17 protein-coding genes are annotated in these 20,339 nt (G+C 66.7%); 7 read left to right on the forward strand and 10 right to left on the reverse strand.

Annotation, left to right across the window (positions count from 1 at the left end; translation table 11 throughout):
• Positions 1–152 precede the first annotated feature (152 nt).
• Complete coding sequence (locus ACFOLG_RS11480) at positions 153–1,178, forward strand: LacI family DNA-binding transcriptional regulator (protein ID WP_386091855.1); 1,026 nt, start codon at positions 153–155, stop codon at positions 1,176–1,178.
• A gap of 6 nt (positions 1,179–1,184) precedes the next feature.
• Here the strand turns inward: ACFOLG_RS11480 and ACFOLG_RS11485 are convergent, their stop codons facing one another.
• Positions 1,185–2,186 (reverse strand): LacI family DNA-binding transcriptional regulator, encoded by a 1,002-nt coding sequence (locus ACFOLG_RS11485; protein ID WP_386091857.1) that lies wholly within the window; start codon positions 2,184–2,186, stop codon positions 1,185–1,187.
• A 355-nt stretch (positions 2,187–2,541) separates the two neighbouring features.
• Between ACFOLG_RS11485 and ACFOLG_RS11490 the strand changes: the two genes are divergently transcribed.
• The 3 genes from ACFOLG_RS11490 (at position 2,542) to ACFOLG_RS11500 (ending at position 5,527) form a co-directional block, all read left to right on the forward strand.
• Complete coding sequence (locus tag ACFOLG_RS11490; protein ID WP_386091858.1) at positions 2,542–3,351, forward strand: TIM barrel protein; 810 nt, start codon at positions 2,542–2,544, stop codon at positions 3,349–3,351.
• Between the two features lie 42 nt (positions 3,352–3,393).
• Positions 3,394–4,440 carry a Gfo/Idh/MocA family oxidoreductase gene (locus ACFOLG_RS11495; RefSeq protein ID WP_386091860.1) on the forward strand — a complete coding sequence of 349 codons (1,047 nt, stop codon included), beginning with the start codon at positions 3,394–3,396 and terminating at the stop codon, positions 4,438–4,440.
• A gap of 148 nt (positions 4,441–4,588) precedes the next feature.
• Positions 4,589–5,527: a sugar ABC transporter substrate-binding protein gene (locus tag ACFOLG_RS11500; protein WP_386091862.1), complete on the forward strand. Its 939-nt coding sequence runs from the start codon at positions 4,589–4,591 to the stop codon at positions 5,525–5,527.
• 224 nt (positions 5,528–5,751) lie between these two features.
• Here the strand turns inward: ACFOLG_RS11500 and ACFOLG_RS11505 are convergent, their stop codons facing one another.
• The 3 genes from ACFOLG_RS11505 to ACFOLG_RS11515 form a co-directional block, all read right to left on the reverse strand.
• Positions 5,752–7,713: an acetoacetate--CoA ligase gene (locus ACFOLG_RS11505; protein ID WP_386091864.1), complete on the reverse strand. Its 1,962-nt coding sequence runs from the start codon at positions 7,711–7,713 to the stop codon at positions 5,752–5,754.
• Positions 7,714–7,886: 173 nt separating this feature from the next.
• The gene (locus ACFOLG_RS11510) at positions 7,887–8,900 is read right to left on the reverse strand and encodes a fumarylacetoacetate hydrolase family protein (protein ID WP_386091866.1); all 1,014 of its coding nucleotides are present in this window, start codon (positions 8,898–8,900) and stop codon (positions 7,887–7,889) included.
• A 1-nt stretch (position 8,901) separates the two neighbouring features.
• Complete coding sequence (locus tag ACFOLG_RS11515) at positions 8,902–9,444, reverse strand: VOC family protein (RefSeq protein WP_386091868.1); 543 nt, start codon at positions 9,442–9,444, stop codon at positions 8,902–8,904.
• 149 nt (positions 9,445–9,593) lie between these two features.
• Here ACFOLG_RS11515 and ACFOLG_RS11520 point away from each other — a divergent pair, with 149 nt between their 5' ends.
• A complete protein-coding gene (locus ACFOLG_RS11520) occupies positions 9,594–10,361 on the forward strand; it encodes an IclR family transcriptional regulator (protein ID WP_386091870.1) in 768 nt (255 codons plus the stop codon).
• 60 nt (positions 10,362–10,421) lie between these two features.
• Complete coding sequence (locus tag ACFOLG_RS11525) at positions 10,422–11,057, forward strand: phosphoribosyltransferase (protein WP_386091871.1); 636 nt, start codon at positions 10,422–10,424, stop codon at positions 11,055–11,057.
• Between the two features lie 8 nt (positions 11,058–11,065).
• Here the strand turns inward: ACFOLG_RS11525 and ACFOLG_RS11530 are convergent, their stop codons facing one another.
• From ACFOLG_RS11530 to ACFOLG_RS11560, 6 genes are all read right to left on the reverse strand, one after another.
• On the reverse strand, positions 11,066–11,962 hold the full coding sequence (locus ACFOLG_RS11530) for a hydroxymethylglutaryl-CoA lyase (protein WP_386091873.1): 897 nt from the start codon (positions 11,960–11,962) through the stop codon (positions 11,066–11,068).
• Between the two features lie 21 nt (positions 11,963–11,983).
• Positions 11,984–13,951, reverse strand: coding sequence for an acetyl/propionyl/methylcrotonyl-CoA carboxylase subunit alpha (locus ACFOLG_RS11540; protein ID WP_449369289.1), 1,968 nt, complete (start codon positions 13,949–13,951; stop codon positions 11,984–11,986).
• A 237-nt stretch (positions 13,952–14,188) separates the two neighbouring features.
• Positions 14,189–14,980 (reverse strand): enoyl-CoA hydratase/isomerase family protein, encoded by a 792-nt coding sequence (locus ACFOLG_RS11545; RefSeq protein ID WP_386091874.1) that lies wholly within the window; start codon positions 14,978–14,980, stop codon positions 14,189–14,191.
• A gap of 91 nt (positions 14,981–15,071) precedes the next feature.
• Positions 15,072–16,670: a carboxyl transferase domain-containing protein gene (locus tag ACFOLG_RS11550; RefSeq protein WP_386091875.1), complete on the reverse strand. Its 1,599-nt coding sequence runs from the start codon at positions 16,668–16,670 to the stop codon at positions 15,072–15,074.
• A gap of 72 nt (positions 16,671–16,742) precedes the next feature.
• Positions 16,743–17,912, reverse strand: a complete 1,170-nt coding sequence (locus tag ACFOLG_RS11555; protein ID WP_386091876.1) for an isovaleryl-CoA dehydrogenase — start codon at positions 17,910–17,912, stop codon at positions 16,743–16,745.
• Positions 17,913–18,055: 143 nt separating this feature from the next.
• Positions 18,056–18,457, reverse strand: a complete 402-nt coding sequence (locus tag ACFOLG_RS11560) for a MerR family transcriptional regulator (RefSeq protein ID WP_386091878.1) — start codon at positions 18,455–18,457, stop codon at positions 18,056–18,058.
• A gap of 143 nt (positions 18,458–18,600) precedes the next feature.
• Between ACFOLG_RS11560 and ACFOLG_RS11565 the strand changes: the two genes are divergently transcribed.
• On the forward strand, positions 18,601–20,292 hold the full coding sequence (locus ACFOLG_RS11565) for an AMP-binding protein (RefSeq protein WP_386091880.1): 1,692 nt from the start codon (positions 18,601–18,603) through the stop codon (positions 20,290–20,292).
• The last annotated feature ends 47 nt before the right edge of the window (positions 20,293–20,339 follow it).

Genomic DNA, 20,339 nt, shown 5'->3' on the forward strand with positions numbered 1-20,339 from the left:
GCATGGCCTTGGGGTGAATCAAGGCTGTGGCGTGGTAAATCGAGTATAATCAGCAAGCGTTAGCGCACAATCCGGCAACTTCATTTCGCATCAGTTGCTATCATGAAGTGCTGGCGATGTGATGATAGAAACCATCAAGGCGGAGCAAGAAAATGGGACCGACAATGGCGGATGTGGCCCGCGAGGCGGGGGTGGGCGTGGCCACGGTGGACCGGGTAATCAACAAGCGCGCCAGCGTCAGCCAGGACACCGCCGAGCGGGTGCTGGTGGCGGCGGAAAGGCTGGGCTTTCGCCGCGCCGGGCTGATACGCGACCGCATCGACGAGCGCACCGCCGGCTACCGGCTGGGCTTCGTGCTGCAAAAAAGCAGCACCCCGTTCTACCAGGAGCTGGGTGCGGTGCTGGAGGCCACCACCCGGACGCAGCTGGTGCCGGCCGGGCGGCCGCTGGTGTCGTTTCTGGATGAACTGACGCCGGAGCAGGTGGTCAGCCGGCTGTGGCAGCTGAGCAAGCAGGTGGACGCCATCGCGGTGGTGGCGGCCGACCACCCGCTGGTGAGCCAGGCGATAGACGCCATCAGCGCCGCCGGCACGCCGGTGTTCGCGCTGATTTCCGATTTGAGCGCCGACAGCTGCAGCGGCTACGTCGGCATCGACCACCGCAAGGTTGGCCGCAGCGCGGCGTGGGCGATTGCCGAGCTGGCGCCGGTGCCGGGCAAGGTGGGGGTGATCGTCGGCAGCCACCGCTACCTGTGCCAGGAGCAGAGCGAGATGAGCTTCCGCTCCTACTTCCGCGAATACGCGCCGCAGTTCCAGCTGCTGGAAACGCTGGTGAGCCTGGAGGATATCCAGCTGGCGCAGGTGGCCACGCTGCAGCTGCTGAAGCAGCACCCGGACCTGTGCGGCCTCTACATCGCCGGCGGCGGCATCGAGGGGGTGATCCAGGCGCTGAACATCGGCGCCGCGCCGCGCGAGCTGGTGACGGTGTGCCTGGATCTGACCGCCATTACCCGCCAGGCGCTGATCGACCGCCGCGTCAACATGGTGCTGTCGCACCCGCAGGAATGGCTGGCCAGCCGGCTGGTGGAGGTGATGGTGGCGGCGATCCAGCACAAGGCGCCGCGCGGCTCGCTGCAGAGCACGCTGCCCTTTGTTACCTACACTGCGGCCAACGTGTAGCGGTGCTCAGCTGGAGCCGCGCAGCAGCAGTTCGCCCGGCAAGTTGAGCGACTGCGCCGGCGCCTGGCCCTTGAGCATGGCCATCAGCGCCGCCACCATCTGCGGCAGCGGCTGGCGGTAGCTGGTGAGGTTGAATGACGGCGTGGCGGCCAGCTCGTCGCCGTCGTAGCCGACGATGGCCAGATCCTGCGGCACGCGCAGGCCGAACTCGTGGCGCGCGGTTTCGATGGCGCCGATCGCCAGCGCGTCGTTCTCGCACATCAGCACGTCGATGCGCTCCGCCGCCGGCGTGGCCTGCAGATACTGGCGCAGCGCGGCGGCGGCGGCGTTGCGGTCGTAGCTGCCGGCACGCAGCTCCGGCACCGCGATGCCCAGCTGCTGCTGCCAGAAGGCGGCGAAATGCAGCTTGCGCCCCAGCGCGGTGGACAGCGAGCGCGGGCCGGACATGAAGCCGGGGCGGCGGTAGCCGCGCTGCCACAGGTGCTGGTTGATCGCCGCCATCGACAGCCGTGCGTCGCAGGACACGCCGGGGATGTGCGCGATGGTGCTTTCCCGCGCCAGCACGTACAGCGGCGGGCGCGAGGCCGGCAGCGCCTGCTCGTTCAGCGCCTCGTCCTTGAAATCGGTGCCGACCAGGATCACCGCGTCCACCTGGCGCTGGTCGGCGTCTAGGATGGCGGACAGGTGGTCGAAGTGCTGGTTGATGTTGATCAGCACCGCGGCCATCTGCTCGGCCTGCAGCGCCTGGGTCAGCACCTCCAGCACCGGCAGCTTGTAGCTGTTGGCAAAATCGTCCACCAGGATCGCCACCAGGTTGGTGGTCTTGGTGGCCAGGCTGCGCGCCAGCAGGTTGGGGCGGTAGCCCAGCTTGGCGGCCTCCTGCAGCACGCGTTCGCGGCTGTGCTCGGCGATGGAGGCGCCGGGGGTGAAGGCACGGGTGACCGTCCATTTCGACACCCCGGCGGCACGGGCCACGTCGGCGGCGGTGGCGCGGCTGGATTTGCTCATGTTGCTTCCTTGAAATTTATTTTCCGATTGTAAATTTAAAAGAAAATTATTTCTTGACTTCGTGCCGAAGCGGCTACTAATGTAACGCCATTGCAACCGGTAGCAAAGCGGGTTGCCCGCCGCGGCCGGATGGGCTGCGGCAGGCGGCTGGCACGGGCGGTGGTTATTACGCTCGGGCTTGCAACCGGTTGCAAATGACAGACCTGCGCCAGCGGTGTGCGGCCACGCGGCTGGCGCACTGGGCGGCAAGCCTTGTCGGCATGGCTGCAATCGTTTTTGCAACCGGTAGCAAATTTTGCAGTAAGGCGACCGCCGCAAGGTTGGCCGCAGAACCGAATCCACAGTGGAGAGAGAGATGAGCAGTCAGGATCAGCAGCAAGCCAGCCCGTTCACGCTGGCGGTATGTGCCGAAATGGTGTTTCGCGATTTACCCATCGTCGAGCGTATTCATCGCATCCACGACCTGGGCTTCCAGGTGGAAATCTGGGACTGGACCCGCCACGACATCGACGCGCTGGCGCGCACCGGCGCCACCTTCTCGTCGATGACCGGCTATATCCGCGGCACGCTGGCCGATGCGGCCGGCGCCGAGCAGCTGCTGCACACCGCGCGCGAGTCGATCCCGGTGGCCAAGGCGCTGGGCATTCCGCGGCTGAACCTGCACGGCACCGGCCTCGACAACAAGGGCCTGCCGGTGCAGCCGGCACACCATGTCAGCGGCGCCATGTGGCTGCAGGCGCGCGACACCCTCAACCAGCTGGCGGATCTTGGCGAGCGCGAAGGGGTGACCTTCGTGCTGGAGAACCTCAACACCGCGGTGGACCACCCCGGCGTGCCGTTTGCCCGCGCCGAGGACTGCCTGGCGCTGGTGGCGGCGGTGAACCGCCCCGGCCTCAAGCTGATGCTGGACCTGTACCACGCGCAGATCGGCGAGGGCAACCTGATCGAGCTGCTGCACAAGTGCGCGCCGCATATCGGCGAAATCCAGGTGGCCGACGTGCCCGGCCGCTGCGAGCCGGGTACCGGCGAGATCAACTATCCGACCATCGCCCGGGCGCTGCAGGCGCTGGGCTACCGCGGCAGCATCGGCCTGGAGGCGTTTGCCTCCGGCGACGACGAGCTGGCGCTGCGCCGCTTCCGCGACGCCTTCACGCTGCCGGCCTGAGCGCGCTGCTGCATTCATCCCCCACAACACAAGGAGTGAGACATGTCATCCACCAAACCCGTAGCCGTGGCGCTGATCGGTGCCGGCCGCATCGGCGCCTCGCATGCCGAGATCGTTGCCCGTCGCCTGAAGAACGCCACCCTGGCCGCCATTGCCGACCCGGCACCGGGCGCCGCCGCGAAGTTGGCCGACCAGCTGGAATGCCCGCTGGCCTACACCGATGTCGATGAGCTGCTGGCCAACCCGGAGATCGAGGCGGTGATCATCGCCTCGCCGGCGCGTTTCCATACCAATCTGGCGGTGGCCGCCGCCCGTGCCGGCAAGGCGGTGTTCTGCGAGAAGCCGATGGCGCTGACGCTGGCGGATGCCGAGCTGGCCATCGCCGCGGCGCGCGAGGCCGGCGTGCCGCTGCAGGTGGGCTTCAACCGCCGCTGGGACCGTGCCTTTGCCGACGGCAAGGCGGCGATCGAGGCCGGCAAGGTGGGCACGCCGCAGCTGCTGCGCTCGCTGACCCGTGATCCGGGTCCGTTTGGCGGGGATCCGGCACGCATTCCTCTGTGGACGGTGTTCTTCGAAACCCTGATCCACGACTTCGACACCCTGCTGTGGCTGAACGCCGGCGCCCGCGCCACCGAGGTGTATGCGGTAGCCGACGCGCTGGTGCGCCCGGACTGCAAGGAGCAGGGCTTTCTGGATACCGCGGTGGTGACCATCCGCTTCGACAACGGCGCGGTGGCGGTGGCGGAGGCCAACTTTTGCGCCAGCTACGGCTACGACATCCGCGGCGAGGTGTTCGGCTCCGGCGGCATGGTCGCCATGGGCGACGTGCGCCGCTCCAGCATGACGCTGTTCGACAAGGATGGCGTGTCCAACGACACCTGGCGGCTGGATACCGACCACTTCATCGACGGCTACACCGCCGAGCTGCACGCCTTCGTCGCCTCGGTGCGCAGCGGTCGCAACAGCGGCCCGGACGGGGCGGACGCCAAGGCGGCGCTGGAAATCGCGCTGGCCTGCATCGCCTCGGTGACCGAGCGCCGTCCGGTGGCGCTGGCCGAAATCCGCGGCCAGGCGGCAATCCAGCAGTGATGAACAGCCGGCCGCGGCGGGCGTACCGCAGGTGCCGCGCCGCGGCGGGTAAGGCAACAGCAGTCTGAAACAGCGTCATTTTCCGGCGGTCTTCCTGCGGGGAGGCGGCCGGGGTCGGTGGTATTAATAAAACACAGGAGATACACCAATGAAACGCGTCATCAAACATGCAGGTTCGGTAGTACTGGTTTCCCTCGCCATGCAGGCCATGCCGGCCTCCGCCGCGCGGCTGGGCGTCACCATGGCCACTTTCGACAATAATTTCCTCACCATCCTGCGCACCAATATGAAGAGCTACGCCGCCAGCCAGAAGGGGGTGAACCTGCAGCTGGAGGACGCGCAGAACGACGTTGGCCGCCAGATCAGCCAGGTGCAGAACTTCATCGCGCAGAAGGTGGACGCCATCGTGGTCAGCGCGGTGGATACCAGCACCACGCCGAAGATCACCAAGCTGGCGCAGGCGGCCGGCATCCCGCTGGTGTTCGTCAACCGCATGCCCACCGACAAGACGCTGCCGCCGAAAGTGGCCTTCGTCGGCTCGGATGACGCGGTGTCCGGCACCATCCAGATGCAGGAGGTGTGCCGCCAGCTGAACGGCAAGGGCAATGTGGTGATCATGATGGGCGACCTGGCCACCCAGGAGGCGCGGCTGCGCACCAAGTACGCGGAGGAGGTGATGGCCAAGGCGCCGTGCAGCGGCATCAAGCTGGTGGAAAAACAGACCGCCAAGTGGTCGCGCACCGAGGGCCGCGACCTGGTGATGAACTGGATGACCGCCGGCCTGCAGTTCGATGCCGTGGTGGCCAATAACGACGAAATGGCGCTCGGCGCGATCCAGGCGCTGAAGTCCTCCGGCAAGCTGGCCAAGACCGTGGTGGCCGGCATCGACGCCACCCAGGATGCGCTGAACGCGATGAAGGCCGGCGACATGAAGGTGACGGTGTTCCAGGACGCCGCGGCGCAGGGCAAGGGCGCGGTGAATGCGGCGCTGCGCCTGGCTGCCGGCGAGAAGGTGCCCAGCATGATCTGGGTGCCGTACGAGCTGGTGACTGCGGCCAACTACAAGAACTACCAGAACCGTAACTAAGGACTCCGGCGCAGCGCTGGCGGTGCTCGGCTGCCGCAGCCGCTGCGCCGGCAGTCCGTGGTAATGCAGTGCTCTCCCCGTAGCATCCTGTCTGGCACCCATGCGGGTGCCTGTTTTTTTGCCGGCCCCAGGCGGGGCATGTCGCTGTGCGGCAGCGGCGCTGCAAAGAAAACAGCGCCCACCGGCTGGTGGGCGCTGTGAGGGCAGGCAAGGTTGGCCGCAGCCTAGCTTTGCAGCTCCGCCAGGTTGGCGAACAGCTGCAGCGCGTCCGGGTTGGCCAGCGCGGTGAGGTTGTTCACCGGCTCGTTGTGGATCACGTTCTTCACCGCCAGCTCCACGATCTTGCCGCTGATGGTCTTGGGAATATCGGCCACGGCGATGATCTTGGCCGGCACGTGGCGCGGGCTGGCGCCGTTCTTGATCTTGTCCTTGATGCGCGCCACCAGCTCGGCGTCCAGTTCGCTGCCGTCGCGCAGCTTGACGAACAGCACCACGCGCTCGTCGTCCAGCCAGCGCTGGCCCACCACGATGCTTTCCAGCACCGCGTCGAAGGTTTCCACCTGGCGGTAGATCTCGGCGGTGCCGATGCGCACGCCGCCCGGGTTCAGCACCGCGTCGGAGCGGCCGTAGATGATCATGCCGTCGTGCGCGGTCAGCTCGGCGTAGTCGCCGTGGCACCAGGTGTCGGCGTAACGCTCGAAGTAGGCCTTGCGGTACTTCTCGCCGCTGGCATCGCCCCAGAAGCCCACCGGCATCGACGGGAACGGCTGGGTGCATACCAGCTCGCCCTTCTCGCCGCGCACCGGCTTGCCGGCGTCGTTCCAGATTTCCACCGCCATGCCCAGGCCGCGGCATTGCAGCTCGCCGCGGTACACCGGCAGGTTGGCGCAGCCCAGCGCGAAGCAGGACACGATGTCGGTGCCGCCGGAAATCGACGCCAGGTTGAGGTCGGCCTTGATCGCCTGGTACACCCAGTCGAAGCTTTCCGCCACCAGCGGCGAGCCGGTGGAGAACACCGCGCGCAGGCAGGAGAGGTCGTAGTCGCGGCCCGGCTGCAGGTCGATCTTCTTCAGGCCATCGAGGTACTTGGCCGAGGTGCCGAAGTGGCTGCAGCGGTAGGCCTCGGCATATTCCCACAGGATGCGGCCGCTCTTGGCGAACGGCGAGCCGTCGAACAGCATTAGCGTGGCGCCGCTGGCGAGGCCGGAAACCAGCCAGTTCCACATCATCCAGCCGCAGGTGGTGAAGTAGAACAGGCGGTCGCCGGCATGGATGTCGGCGTGCAGCTGGTGTTCCTTCAGGTGCTGCAGCAGGGTGCCGCCGTGGCCGTGCACGATGCACTTGGGTTTGCCGGTGGTGCCGCTGGAATACAGGATGAACAGCGGGTGGTTGAACGCCACGCGGGTGAAGCTGACGCTGCTGCCCACCAGGCCGGCGACGAAGTCGTCCAGCGTCAGCGCGCGCGGCAGGCTGGCGGCCAGGGTGTCGGTATCGCCGACGTAGGGCACCACGATCAGTTTTTCCACCGTCGGCAGGCCGGCCATGATTACCTGCAGCTTGTCGGCGATGTCGATGCGCTTGCCGTTGTAGAAGTAGCCATCCGGGCAGAACAGCAGCCGCGGCTCGGTCTGGCCGAAGCGGTCGATGGCGCCGTCGGTGCCGAAGTCCGGCGAGCAGCTGGTCCACACCGCACCCAGGCTGGCGGCGGCCAGCATGGCGGCCAGGGTTTCCGGCATATTGGGCATGTAGCCGGCCACGCGGTCGCCCGGCTGGATGCCGTGCGCGCGCATTGCCTGCTGCAGCCGCGATACCAGGTCGTTCAGTTCCCACCAGCTCAGCTCGCGCTTGACCTGGTCTTCGCCCCAGAACGCCACCGCCAGGGTGTCGTCGCGGCGCTTGAGCATGTTCTCGGCGTAGTTGAGGCTGGCCTCGGGGAAGAAGCGTGCCTCGCGCATATTGTTGCCCGGCTGCAGCGCCAGGCTGCCCTTGTCGCCAAGCACGCCGCAGTAGTCCCAGACCTGGTTCCAGAAGCGGCCGGGCTGGCTGACGCTGGCCTGCCACAGGCTGGCGTAGTCCGGGTAGTCGCGATTGTCGGCCAGGGCGGCCAGCTTGCCGAAGGCGGCCAGGTGGCTGGCGGCGATGCGCGACGCGCTGGGTTGCCACAGCGGGGTATCCGGTGCCTGCATGGGCGTTCTCCTGTTGTGTGATGGCGTGGTGGGCAGCTCGAAAACGCGCCCGCTTGTGGCAGCCGGGGCTTGTCGAGGCACCCTGGTGTGGGTGGGTAGTCTACTGCAGCGCCGCTGACATCGTCATGACGGCGCTGCCGGGAGGCTTGCGGCCAACGTTGGCCGCATGTGTTTTACGCCGGGATGGCGCGCACGGTGTTGTCGATGGTGCCAAAGATGCTGTGGCCGGCGGCATCGAACATCTCGATGTGCACGCGATCGCCGTGTTTCATGAACGCGGTGCGCGGCTGGCCCTGCTCGATGGTCTCGTACATGCGCACTTCGGCCAGGCAGCAGTAGCCGACGCCGCCGTTTTCCACGCTGGAGCCCCACAGGTCGCCCTGCTTGTTGGACACCGTGCCGCTGCCGATGATGGAGCCGGCGCCCAGCTCGCGGGTCTTGGCCACGTGTGCCACCAGCTGCGCGAAGTTGAAGGTCATGTCCACGCCGGCATTGGGCTGGCCGAACACGGTGCCGTTCAGCGCCACGGTCAGCGGCAGGTGCAGCTTGCTGTCGTGCCAGGCGCTGCCCAGCTCGTCCGGGGTGACCGCCACCGGCGAGAACGCCGACGCCGGCTTGCTCTGGAAGAAGCCGAAGCCCTTGGCCAGTTCGTTCGGGATCAGGTTGCGCAGGCTCACGTCGTTCACCAGCATCACCAGGCGGATGGCGCGGGCGCAGTCGTCCACGCCGGCGCCCAGCGCCACGTCGCCGGTCACCACCGCCACCTCGGCCTCGAAGTCGATGCCCCAGCTTTCGGCGGCCACGATTTCGTCGCGCGGGCCGATGAAGCGGTCGGAGCCGCCCTGGTACATCAGCGGGTCGGTGTGGAAGCTGGCCGGCAGCTCGGCGCCGCGCGCCTTGCGCACCAGCTCCACGTGGTTGATGTAGGCGGAGCCGTCGGCCCACTGGTAGGCGCGCGGCAGCGGGCTGGCGCACTGGTGCTGGTCGAACGGCTGCATGTTGGCCGCAGTGCCGGCGTTGAGCTGTTCGTACACCACGTGCAGCTGCGGCGCGCAGTCATGCCAGTTGTCCAGCGCCGCCTGCAGGGTGGCGGCAATGTGGCCGACGGCCACGCAGCGGGTGAGGGCGCGGTTGACCACGACCAGCGTGCCGTCGCGGCCGCCGTGGTTGAGGGTGGCGAGTTTCATCTCAGTTTTGCTCCTTGTAGCTGCCGTCGTGCATCCAGCGCGCGTGCTGCGGCGCCTGCTTGGTCACTGCCCACTCGTTGAGCATGTCCCATTTCACATCATCGAGCATTTGCAGCATTTTCGGGCTGGCGGTGTTGCAGGCCAGCTCCAGACGGTGACCGTTGGGGTCGAAGAAATAGATCGACTGGAAAATGGTGTGGTCGGTGGGGCCGATCACGTCGATGCCGGCCGCCTGCAGCCGCGCCTTGGTGGCCAGCAGCGTGTCCATGCTGTCTACCTCCAGCGCCAGGTGCTGCACCCAGGCCGGGGTGTTCGGGTCGCGGCCCATCTCGGGGCGGGTGGGCAGCTCGAAGAAGGCCAGGATATTGCCCTGGCCGGCATCCAGGAACACGTGCATATACGGGTCCGGCGCCTTGGTGGACGGCACTTCGTTCTCGGCGATGGCCAGCACGAATTTCATGTCCAGGTGTTTTACGTACCACTCCACGGTTTCCTTCGCGTCTTTGCAGCGATAGGCCACGTGGTGAATTTTGCTGATCAGCATGGTGTTGTCTCCCGGTGCGTGCAGAGCGGTCTGCGGGTGGAACCATACGTCAAGATTAGATAATGATCAATCGATTTGCTATTAACGAATAACGCAGCCGTCACAGGGCTGCTACACTTGCCCGCGAATCCGCCATCCGACTGCAGATCATGGAACTCGAAAAAGACACCCGCCGCGGCATCCAGTCCATCGAAGTGGGCGGCGCGCTGCTGCAAGCCCTGGTGCGCTTCGGCACCCCGATGATGCTGAAAGACCTGGCGCGCGAGGCCGGCATGCCGCCGGCCAAGGCGCATCCCTACCTGGTGAGCTTCGGCAAGCTGGGGCTGATCGAGCAGGACAGCGTCACCGGCCTGTACCAGCTGGGCAGCTTCGCCTTGCAGATGGGGCTGACCGCGCTGCACGAGCTGGACGCCATCAAGGTGGCCAGCGAGCAGGCTGCCATGCTGTCGCTGGCGATCCAGCAGAACGTGGCGCTGGCGGTGTGGGGCAACCACGGCCCCACCGTGGTGCGCATCCAGGAATGCAATCGCATCGTGCACATCAATATGCGCGCCGGCAGCGTGATGTCGCTGCTGGATTCCGCCACCGGCCGCGTGTTCGCCGCCTACCTGCCGGCGCATCTCACCGCCGAGCTGCAGCAGCAAGAGCTGGCGCACAAGCCGGCCGCCGAGCGCCCGGACGTGGCCGCCATGCTGGCCGAGGTGCGCACGCACGGCATGGCGCGCGCGGTGGGCTACCCGCTGGCCGGCATCAACGCGCTGTCGGCGCCGGTGTTCGACAACGGCGGCCAGCTGGCACTGGTGATCACCACCCTGGGGCCGGCGGCCGAGTTCGACCCGGACTGGCACGGCGCGCTGGCGCAGCGGCTGCGCGACTGTGCGGCCAACGTTTCCACCCTGCTGGGCTACCGTGGCTGATAAAGCCGGGCGGCAGCGGGTATAACGAAGCATCGGGTAGCGTGAAGCGGGAGGTGCCGCATGTTTGCCGACCGGGAAGATGCCGCCAGCCAGCTGGCGGCGGCGCTGGCGCCATACCGTGGCCAGCGGCCGCTGGTGCTGGGTATTCCGCGCGGCGGGGTGCCGATGGCGCGGCTGATCGCCGATAGTCTGGATGGCGAGCTGGACGTGGTGCTGGTGCGCAAGCTGGCGGCGCCGTGGTCGCCGGAGCTGGCCATCGGCGCGGTGGACGAGAGCGGCGCAGTGCTGCTGGACGAATTCGCCGCCGGCATCGGCGCCGACTACATCCGCCAGGAAACCGCGCGCCAGCTGGCGGTGATGCGCCGCCGCCGCGCCAGCTACACGCCGGTGCGCCCGGCGCTGGCGGTGCGCGAGCGGCTGGTGATCGTGGTGGACGACGGCCTGGCTACCGGTGCCACCATGTTGGCCGCCTTGCAGGCGTTGCGCCGGCAGCAGCCGGCGCGGCTGCTGTGCGCGGTGCCGGTGGCGCCGCCCGACACCCTGCAGCGGGTGCAGGCCAGCGCCGACGAGGTGCTGTGCCTGCAGGTGCCGTATGCGTTTGCCGCCGTCGGCCAGTTCTATCGTCATTTTGAGCAGGTCAGCGACGATGAGGTGCTGGCCGCGCTGCGGGGCGCGCCGCCGGATCATCCTCGCTGAATGCGCGTTCATGCCGGGCTGTAGCCGCGTGCCTTGGCATAGCGCGAGCCCGGCTCGCGCACCAGTGCCTCGGCGATGTACCACGAGGTAGCGGCCAGTTTGTCCAGGTCCACCCCGGTGTGGTAGCCCAGGCCGTGCAGCAGGTACACCACGTCCTCGGTGGCCACGTTGCCGGAGGCGCCCTTGGCATACGGGCAGCCGCCCAGGCCGGACACCGAGCTGTCGAAGGTGCGCAGCCCGGCCTGCAGCGCGGTATGGATGTTGGCGATGGCCATGCCGTAGGTGTCGTGGAAGTGGCCGGCCAGCTTGGCCACCGGCACCACTTCGCTCACCGCATCCAGCATCGCCGTCACCTTGTTGGGTGTACCCACGCCGATGGTGTCGCCCAGCGAGATCTCGTAGCAGCCCATGCCGTACAGCGCGCGCGCCACCTCGGCCACCTTGTACGGAGCGATGTCGCCTTCGTACGGGCAGCCCACCACGCAGGACACGTAGCCGCGCACCTTGATGCCTGCGGCCAGCGCGCGCTTCATTACCGATTCGAAGCGCTGCAGGCTCTCGGCGATGCTGGCGTTGATGTTCTTCTGGCTGAACGCCTCGCTGGCGGCGCCGAACACCGCGATCTCGCGCACGCCGGCTTCCAGCGCCGCATCCAGGCCCTTGTCGTTGGGCACCAGCACCGGGTAGTCGATGCCGGCATTCATGTCCAGCGCCTGCAGCACCGCCAGGCTGTCGGCCATCTGCGGCACCCACTTCGGCGACACGAAGGCGCCGGCCTCGATGCAGGTCAGGCCGCTGGCGGCCAGGCGGCGGATCAGCTCCAGCTTGGTGGCCAGGCTGACGCTGTGCTTTTCGTTCTGCAGCCCGTCGCGCGGGCCGACTTCGACGATCTTGACGTGAGTCATGTGACTATCCTCTCGCGGCGCTCAATCCGCTTCGAAATCCACCAGCTCGTCGCCGTCGCTCACCTGCTCGCCGGCGGCAAAGTAGAAGGCCAGCACCTTGCCGTCGGCCGGCGCTGCGATGGTGTGTTCCATCTTCATCGCCTCCAGGATCAGCAGCGGCTCGCCCTTGGCGATGGCCTGGCCGCATTCGGCCAGCAAGGCCACCACGCGGCCCGGCATCGGCGCCTTGAGGTGGGTTTCGCCGTGTACGCCGGCGTCGGCAAAGGCGTATGGATCAACATAGTCCACCGCCAGGCGTTCGTCGCCGGCAAACAGCACCCGTTGCAGGCCGTGGCGCACCAGGGTGGCGTGCAGCTGCTTGCCGCCAAGGTTGGCCGCCAGACGCGAGCCGAGCAGGCGGGCGCGGGCATGGCAGGCATCGTCGCCGCTACCGAGCACAAAGCCGTCACCGTCGTGGCGCAGCAGCACTTCGTAGCGCTGCTCGCCGTGGCTAAACGCGACGCGACGTTCCTGCGCGCCGTTCAGGCGCCAGCCCTGCAGCGCGCCAAAAGCGTGGTTGTCGTGGCCGGCGGTGGCCAGCACCTCGCCCAGCGCCAGCAGCGCCAGCTGTTCGTCGCTCGGGGCGGCCGGGGCGGGCAGCAGGCTGTCCTGGTAGCGGGCGATCAGACCGGTATCCACGTCGCCGCTGGCAAACGCCGGGTTGGCGGCAATGCGGCGCAGGAAGCGGATATTGGTGGTAACGCCCACCACCTGGTAGGCGGCCAGCGCGGCGTCCAGCTGTTGCAGCGCCGCCTCGCGCGTTTCGCCCCACACGATCAGCTTGGCGATCATCGGGTCGTAGAACGGGCTGATGGTGTCGCCCTGCAGCACGCCGGTATCCACCCGCACATGGGCGTTTTCCACTGGTGGCACCAGGTGCAGCAGGGTGCCGGTGGCCGGCAGGAAGCCCTTGTCCGGGTCTTCGGCGTAGATGCGCGCCTCGATGCTGTGGCCGTGGATGGCCAGCTCATGCTGTTGCAGCGGCAAAGGTTGGCCGCAGGCCACTTTCAGCTGCCAGGCCACCAGATCCTGGCCGGTGATCATCTCGGTTACCGGGTGCTCCACCTGCAGCCGGGTGTTCATTTCCATGAAGTAGAACTTGCCGCTGTCCACATCCATGATGAATTCCACGGTGCCGGCGCCGACATAGCCGACGGCGCGGGCGGCGGCCACCGCCGCTTCGCCCATCGCCTGGCGGGTTTCCAGCGGCAGGTGCGGCGCCGGGGCCTCTTCCAGCACCTTCTGGTGGCGGCGCTGTACCGAGCAGTCGCGCTCGAACAGGTAGACGCAGCCGCCCAGGCTGTCGGCGAACACCTGGATTTCCACATGGCGCGGGCGGGTCAGGTATTTCTCCACCAGCACCTTGTCGTCGCCGAAGCTGGCGCGCGCCTCGCGCTGGCAGCTGGCCAGTGCAGCCAGGAAATCGTCGCCGCGTTCCACGATGCGCATGCCCTTGCCGCCACCGCCGGCGCTGGCCTTGATCAGCACCGGGTAGCCCATCTTGTCGGCTTCGGCTTTCAGGAACAGTTCATCCTGATTGTCGCCGTGGTAGCCCGGCACCAGCGGCACGTTGGCCGTCTCCATCAGCGCCTTGGCGGCGGACTTGCTGCCCATGGCGGCGATGGCGCTGGCCGGCGGGCCGATGAAGGCGATGCCGGCGGCCTGGCAGGCGGCGGCGAAGTCTTCGTTCTCCGACAGGAAGCCGTAGCCCGGATGCACCGCCTGCGCGCCGGATTGGCGGGCGATATCCAGAATCAGATCGGCCTTGAGGTAGGACTCCGCCGCCGGGGCCGGCCCCAGCCGGTAGGCTTCATCCGCCAGCTTGACGAAGCGGGCATTGGCGTCGGCATCGGAATACACCGCCACGGTGCTTACGCCCATGGCGCGGGCGGTCTTGATTACGCGGCAGGCGATTTCGCCACGGTTGGCGATGAGGATCTTAGTGAACATGTTGTTCTCCCGTGGCGAATTCGCCGCGGCACATGCGTGCCGCCAGGCAATTTTGCTGCGCAGCTGCGCAGCCTTGCGGCTGCTGGTCGCCACGGTTGGCAATCAGAATCTTGGTGAACATATGGGAGCTTTCCCTTTTCTTGTCTGTTCGCTGCAGGGAGGACCATCCGGCGGAGTCCACCAGCTCGGGTTAGTGGGGGCGCTCTTTGCGGCCAACGTTGGCCGCAAGGGCAGGGCTCAGTCCTTGACCCAGCGCGGTGGGCGCTTGTCGAAGAAGGCGCCCAGGCCTTCGCGCGCTTCCTCGGTGATGCGGATGGCGGCGATGCGGTGCGCCGTATCGGACAGCAGTTCGTCGGCGAACGGCGAGCTGTCGCGCAACGCGCCCAGCAGCTCCTTGGCGGCGGACAGCGCGTGCGGACCGCCACGGCACAACTCGGCGGCCACCTCGGCCACGCGGGCATCCAGCGCGTCTTCGGCCACCACCTCGTGCACCAGGCCGATGCGCTGTGCGTTGGCGGCATCGATGCGTTCGGCGGTGAGGAAGTAGCGGCGCGCCTGGCGCCAGCCGATGGCATCCGCCACGTAGGGGCCGATGGTGGCCGGAATCAGCCCCAGGCGCACTTCGGTGAGTGCGAACTTGGCGGCCTCGGTGGCGATGGCGATGTCGCATACCGCGGTGAGGCCGGTGCCGCCGGCCATCGCCGCGCCGTGGATGCGGGCGATCACCGGTTTCTTGCTGCGGTAGATGCCCTTGAGCATGGCCGCCAGCTTGCCAGCATCTTCCAGGTTCTGTGCCTCGCTGTAGCCGGCGGCGCGGCGCATCCAGTCCAGGTCGGCGCCAGCGGAAAAGCTCTTGCCGCGCCCGGCCAGCACGATCACGCGCACGCTGTCGTCGTGGTTCAGCTCGCGGAACACCGCGGTGAGGTCACCGATCAGGTGTTCATTCATCGCATTGTGCAGCTCCGGGCGGTTCATCCACACGGTGGCCACCTGGCCGGCGCGTTCGATTTCCAAAGTGGGGTAAGTCATTTGAAAACCCTTTCCTTGTTTGCCTCACACTGCCACGGCGGTAGCGCGTAATGCGGCCGCTTCGGGCCGGCGCTGGCTGCCGTGGCAAAAATTACATGCGGAACACGCCGAAGCGCGTTTTTTCCACCTCGGCCGACAGGCTGGCCTCCAGCGCCAGGCTCAGCACCGCGCGGGTCTGCGCCGGGTCGATCACGCCGTCGTCCCACAGCCGGGCGCTGGCGTAGTAGGGGTGGCCCTGGTGCTCGTACTGCTCGCGCACCGGCGCCTTCAACGCTTCTCCCTGCTCCGGCGTGAAGGCGTCGCCCAGTTGTTCCTTTTTCACCTGCGCCAGCACGCCGGCGGCCTGTTCGCCGCCCATCACCGAGATGCGGCTGTTCGGCCACATCCACAGGAAGCGCGGGCTGTAGGCGCGGCCGCACATGCCGTAGTTGCCGGCGCCGAAGCTGCCGCCGATCAGCACGGTGAACTTGGGCACGCTGGCGCAGGCCACCGCGGTAACCAGCTTGGCGCCGTCCTTGGCGATGCCGCCGTTCTCGTATTTCTTGCCGACCATGAAACCGGTGATGTTCTGCAGGAAAATCAGCGGGATGCCGCGCTGGCAGCACAGCTCGACGAAGTGCGCGCCCTTGAGCGCAGACTCGGAAAACAGGATGCCGTTGTTGGCGATGATGCCGACGCGGTAGCCATTGAGGCGGGCAAAGCCCGTTACCAGCGTGGTGCCGTAGTTCTGCTTGAATTCGTCGAAGTCGGAGTCGTCCACCAGGCGGGCGATGATCTCGCGTACGTCGAACGGCTTTTTCGGGTCGGCCGGAATCACGCCGTAGATTTCCTCGGCGGCATAGCGCGGCGGTTTCGGCGCGGCGCGGTCCAGCTCTCCCTGTTTCTTCCAGTTGAGGTCGGCCACGATGCGGCGGGCGATGGCCAGTGCGTGGGCATCGCTCTGCGCCAGGTGGTCGGCCACGCCGGACACGCGGGTGTGCACGTCGCCGCCGCCCAGCTCCTCCGCCGACACCACTTCGCCGGTGGCGGCTTTCACCAGCGGCGGGCCGCCGAGGAAGATGGTGCCCTGTTCCTTGACGATCACCGTCTCGTCACTCATCGCCGGCACGTAGGCGCCGCCGGCGGTGCAGCTGCCCATCACCACCGCGATCTGCGGAATGCCGGCGGCAGACAGCTTGGCCTGGTTGTAGAAGATGCGGCCGAAGTGTTCGCGGTCGGGGAACACTTCGTCCTGCAGCGGCAGGAAGGCGCCGCCAGAGTCAACAAGATAGATGCAAGGAATACGGTTTTCGCGGGCGATTTCCTGCGCGCGCAGGTGCTTTTTCACCGTCATCGGGTAGTAGGTGCCGCCCTTGACGGTGGCGTCGTTGGCCACGATCAGGCATTCGATGCCGCCAATGCGGCCGATGCCGGTAATCACCCCGGCGCCCGGCGCGTCGTCGCCGTACATGCCGTATGCGGCCAACTGCGACAGCTCCAGGAACGGCGAGCCGGCATCCAGCAGCAGGTCGATGCGCTCGCGCGGCAGCAGCTTGCCGCGCGCCACGTGCTTGGCGCGCGCCTTGTCGCCGCCGCCCAGCGCGGCGCGGGCGACCTTGTCTTTCAGGTCCGCCACCAGCGCGCGCATCTTGTCGGCGTTGGCCGCGAAGTCGGCGGCGCGGGGGGAGAGCTTGGATTCGATGATGGGCATGCTTGCGCCTCTATCGGTACGGAACAAGGTGCGGCAAGGTTGGCCGCACCGCTCGGGCTTGGCGGGGCGGGCTTAGCGGGTTTCCGCCATCAGTTCGCGGCCGATCAGCCAGCGGCGGATCTCGCTGGTGCCGGCGCCAATCTCGTACAGCTTGGCGTCGCGCAGCAGGCGGCCGGTGCTGTATTCATTGATATAGCCGTTGCCGCCCAGGCACTGGATGGCATCCAGCGCCATCTGGGTGGCGTTCTCGGCGGCGTAGAGGATGGCGCCGGCGGCGTCCTTGCGGGTCTGGCGGCCCTGTTCGCCGCGATCCAGCGCCTGGCCCACGGCGTAGACGTAGGCGCGGCTGGCGGACAGCTTCACGTACATGTCGGCCAGCTTGCCCTGCATCAGCTGGAAGTCGCCGATAGCCTGGCCGAACTGCTTGCGGTCGTTCAGGTACGGCACCACCACGTCCATGCAGCCCTGCATGATGCCCAGCGGGCCGGCGGCCAGCACCGCGCGTTCGAAGTCCAGGCCGCTCATCAGCACTTTCACGCCATTGCCTTCGCCGCCCAGCACGTTTTCTGCCGGCACGAAGCAGTCGTCAAAGAAGATCGGGTAGGTGTTGGAGCCGCGCATGCCCAGCTTGTCCAGCTTGCTGCCGTGGCTGAAGCCGGCGTAGCCCTTTTCGATGATGAAGGCGGTGATGCCTTTCGGGCCGGCGTTCACATCGGTCTTGGCGTACACCACCAGGGTGTCGGCGTCGCCGCCGTTGGTGATCCACATCTTGCTGCCGTTGAGCTGGTAGCCGCCGGCCACCTTGTCGGCGCGCAGCTTCATGCTCACCACGTCGGAGCCAGCATTGGGCTCGGACATCGCCAGCGCGCCGATGTGTTCGCCGGAGACCAGCTTGGGCAGGTATTTCTGTTTTTGTTCGGCAGTGCCGTTTTTGTGGATCTGGTTCACGCACAGATTGGAGTGCGCGCCGTAGGAGAGCGCCACCGAGGCGCTGGCGCGGCTGATTTCTTCCATGGCGATCATGTGCGCCAGGTAGCCCATGTTGGCGCCGCCGTATTCCTCGCTGACGGTAACGCCCAGCAGGCCCAGGTCGCCGAACTTGCGCCACAGGTCGGCCGGGAACAGGTTGTCGCGGTCGATGTCGGCGGCACGCGGGGCGATTTCCTGTTGCGCGAAATCGCGCACGGTCTCGCGCAGCATGTCGTAGGTTTCGCCAAAGTCAAAGCGCAGGCTGCTGTACATGTCTCTCTCCTCTGTGCCCGCCGTGGGCGGTATGGCTTCTTGATAGATGCTTTTTGCACCGTTGCTGTTGTTATGTTGACTTACGCTTACGTTAACGTCAATACGCGATGACAAAACCATCCCGAGAGACGGTATGTGCTGGCCTAGGTTGTAGCTTCCTTGCCGGTCATGGTGTCGATCACCTGGCGGCAGTGGTTTTCCAGCGTGTCGATCTCGGCCAGCACTGCGTCGATATCGTGGCGCTGTTCTTCCAGCTGTTTCTTGCGGTCGGACAACAGCTGCAGCAGCTTTAGCGACTGGCTGGCCTCGTCGCGCGCCAGCTCGTACAGGTCGAGGATCTCGCGGATCTCCGACAGCGCCAGGCCGATGCGCTTGCCGCGCAGGATCAGCCGCAGCCGGGCGCGGTCGCGGTGGGTGAACAGGCGCTGGCGGCCTTCGCGCTGCGGCTCGATCAAACCCTGCTCCTCGTAGAAGCGGATGGTGCGCAGCGTGATGTCGAATTCGCGCGCGAGGTCGGAAATGGTGAAAAGGCGGTCTTCGCTCATGGGGCTTCCTGATGTGTTGCGGCGATTGTAGCGTTTTTTGTCGCAGCCGCCCGGCTTGGGCTTGAGTTTACGTTAACGTAATAGTAAGTTGCCACCACAAAGATACACAAAGACAACAGCATCGCCAGCGGAGAGACCACAGCATGACACTTCACCCGAGCTATGTTCACGGCGGCAGCGAGCAGCCGTTGATCGGCCAGACCATCGGCCAGTTCTTCGATGCCGCCTGCCAGCGCTACGCCGCGCGCGACGGCCTGATCGTGCGCCAGCAGGGCGTGCGCTGGAGCTACGCCGAATTCGGCGAGCAGGTGACGCGGCTGGCCTGCGGCCTGCGCCGGCTGGGCCTGCAGCCGGGCGAGCGCATCGGCATCTGGTCGCAGAACAATGTGGAGTGGGTGCTGATGCAGTTCGCCACCGCCAAGGCCGGGCTGGTGCTGGTGAACATCAACCCGGCCTACCGCCGCAGCGAGCTGGAATACGCGCTGAGCAAGGTGGGCTGCCGCGCGCTGGTGCTGTCGCCCAGCTTCAAGAGCAGCGATTACCTGGCGATGCTGAACGATCTGGCGCCGGAGTTGGCCGCCAGCCAGCCGGGCGAATTGCAGGCGGCCAAGTTGCCGGAGCTGCGCTGGGTGATCCGCCTCGGCAGCGAAGCCACGCCCGGCATGCTGAACTTCGACGGCCTGCTGACCGAGCCGACCGCCGCCGAGCGCCAGGCGCTGCAGGATGTAGGGCAGACGCTGCAGTTCGACGATGCGATCAACATCCAGTTCACCTCCGGCACCACCGGCAGCCCCAAGGGCGCCACGCTGACCCACCACAACATACTCAACAACGGCTTCTTCGTCGGCGAGGCGATGCGCCTCACCGAGCACGACCGGCTGTGCATCCCGGTACCGCTGTACCACTGCTTCGGCATGGTGCTGGGCGTGCTGGCCTGCCTCACCCACGGCACTGCCATCGTGTTCCCGTCGGAGGCCTTCGAGCCGCTGGCGGTGCTGGAAATGGTGGCGGCGGAAAAATGCACCGCGCTGCACGGCGTGCCCACCATGTTCATCGCGGTGCTGGACCACCCGCGTTTCGCCGAGTTCGACCTGTCCAGTCTGCGCACCGGCATCATGGCCGGCAGCCCGTGCCCGATCGAGGTGATGAAGCGGGTGGTGGCGCAGATGCACATGGCCGAGGTCACCATCGCCTACGGCATGACCGAGACCAGCCCGGTGAGCTTCCAGAGCTACACCGATACGCCAGTAGAGAAAAAAGTGTCCACCGTTGGCCGCATCCACCCGCATGTGGAGGTGAAGATTGTCGATCCGCAGGGCCGCATTGTGCCGCGCGGCGAGACCGGCGAGCTGCTCACCCGCGGTTACTCGGTGATGCTGGGCTACTGGGGCGACGAGGAAAAGACACGCGAGGCGATCGACGCCGCCGGCTGGATGCACACTGGCGATCTGGCGGTGCTGGACGCCGACGGCTACTGCAATATCGTCGGCCGGGTGAAGGACATGGTGATCCGCGGCGGCGAGAATGTGTACCCGCGCGAGATCGAGGAATTCCTCTACCGTTACCCCAAGGTGCAGGACGTGCAGGTGGTGGGCGTGCCGGACAGCAAATACGGCGAGGAGCTGTGCGCCTGGATCCGGCTGCGTGACGGCGAGAGCTGCACTGCCGACGAAATCCGCGCCTTCTGCCAGGGGCAGATCGCGCACTACAAGATTCCGCGCTACATCGAATTCGTCGACAGCTTCCCGATGACCATCACCGGCAAGATCCAGAAATTCATGATGCGCCAGCAGATGAAAGAGAAGCTGGGGCTGGCGGAAGATAAAACCGCCTGAACCGGCTGCCTGTACCTGACTGCCCCGCTTGCGCGGGGTTTTTTTAT

Source organism: Vogesella facilis, from assembly GCF_042648525.1.
GTDB lineage: Bacteria > Pseudomonadota > Gammaproteobacteria > Burkholderiales > Chromobacteriaceae > Vogesella > Vogesella facilis.

Excerpts from the sequence above, each read along its gene's own strand:
- ACFOLG_RS11480 (WP_386091855.1), top strand. The coding sequence starts at position 153 with ATGGGACCGACAATGGCGGATGTGGCCCGCGAGGCGGGGGTGGGCGTG.
- ACFOLG_RS11550 (WP_386091875.1), bottom strand. The coding sequence starts at position 16,670 with ATGCCCATCATCGAATCCAAGCTCTCCCCCCGCGCCGCCGACTTCGCG.
- ACFOLG_RS11490 (WP_386091858.1), top strand. The coding sequence starts at position 2,542 with ATGAGCAGTCAGGATCAGCAGCAAGCCAGCCCGTTCACGCTGGCGGTA.
- ACFOLG_RS11555 (WP_386091876.1), bottom strand. The coding sequence starts at position 17,912 with ATGTACAGCAGCCTGCGCTTTGACTTTGGCGAAACCTACGACATGCTG.
- ACFOLG_RS11525 (WP_386091871.1), top strand. The coding sequence starts at position 10,422 with ATGTTTGCCGACCGGGAAGATGCCGCCAGCCAGCTGGCGGCGGCGCTG.
- ACFOLG_RS11515 (WP_386091868.1), bottom strand. The coding sequence starts at position 9,444 with ATGCTGATCAGCAAAATTCACCACGTGGCCTATCGCTGCAAAGACGCG.
- ACFOLG_RS11540 (WP_449369289.1), bottom strand. The coding sequence starts at position 13,951 with ATGTTCACTAAGATCCTCATCGCCAACCGTGGCGAAATCGCCTGCCGC.
- ACFOLG_RS11530 (WP_386091873.1), bottom strand. The coding sequence starts at position 11,962 with ATGACTCACGTCAAGATCGTCGAAGTCGGCCCGCGCGACGGGCTGCAG.
- ACFOLG_RS11495 (WP_386091860.1), top strand. The coding sequence starts at position 3,394 with ATGTCATCCACCAAACCCGTAGCCGTGGCGCTGATCGGTGCCGGCCGC.
- ACFOLG_RS11485 (WP_386091857.1), bottom strand. The coding sequence starts at position 2,186 with ATGAGCAAATCCAGCCGCGCCACCGCCGCCGACGTGGCCCGTGCCGCC.
- ACFOLG_RS11520 (WP_386091870.1), top strand. The coding sequence starts at position 9,594 with ATGGAACTCGAAAAAGACACCCGCCGCGGCATCCAGTCCATCGAAGTG.
- ACFOLG_RS11545 (WP_386091874.1), bottom strand. The coding sequence starts at position 14,980 with ATGACTTACCCCACTTTGGAAATCGAACGCGCCGGCCAGGTGGCCACC.
- ACFOLG_RS11500 (WP_386091862.1), top strand. The coding sequence starts at position 4,589 with ATGAAACGCGTCATCAAACATGCAGGTTCGGTAGTACTGGTTTCCCTC.
- ACFOLG_RS11505 (WP_386091864.1), bottom strand. The coding sequence starts at position 7,713 with ATGCAGGCACCGGATACCCCGCTGTGGCAACCCAGCGCGTCGCGCATC.
- ACFOLG_RS11560 (WP_386091878.1), bottom strand. The coding sequence starts at position 18,457 with ATGAGCGAAGACCGCCTTTTCACCATTTCCGACCTCGCGCGCGAATTC.
- ACFOLG_RS11510 (WP_386091866.1), bottom strand. The coding sequence starts at position 8,900 with ATGAAACTCGCCACCCTCAACCACGGCGGCCGCGACGGCACGCTGGTC.
- ACFOLG_RS11565 (WP_386091880.1), top strand. The coding sequence starts at position 18,601 with ATGACACTTCACCCGAGCTATGTTCACGGCGGCAGCGAGCAGCCGTTG.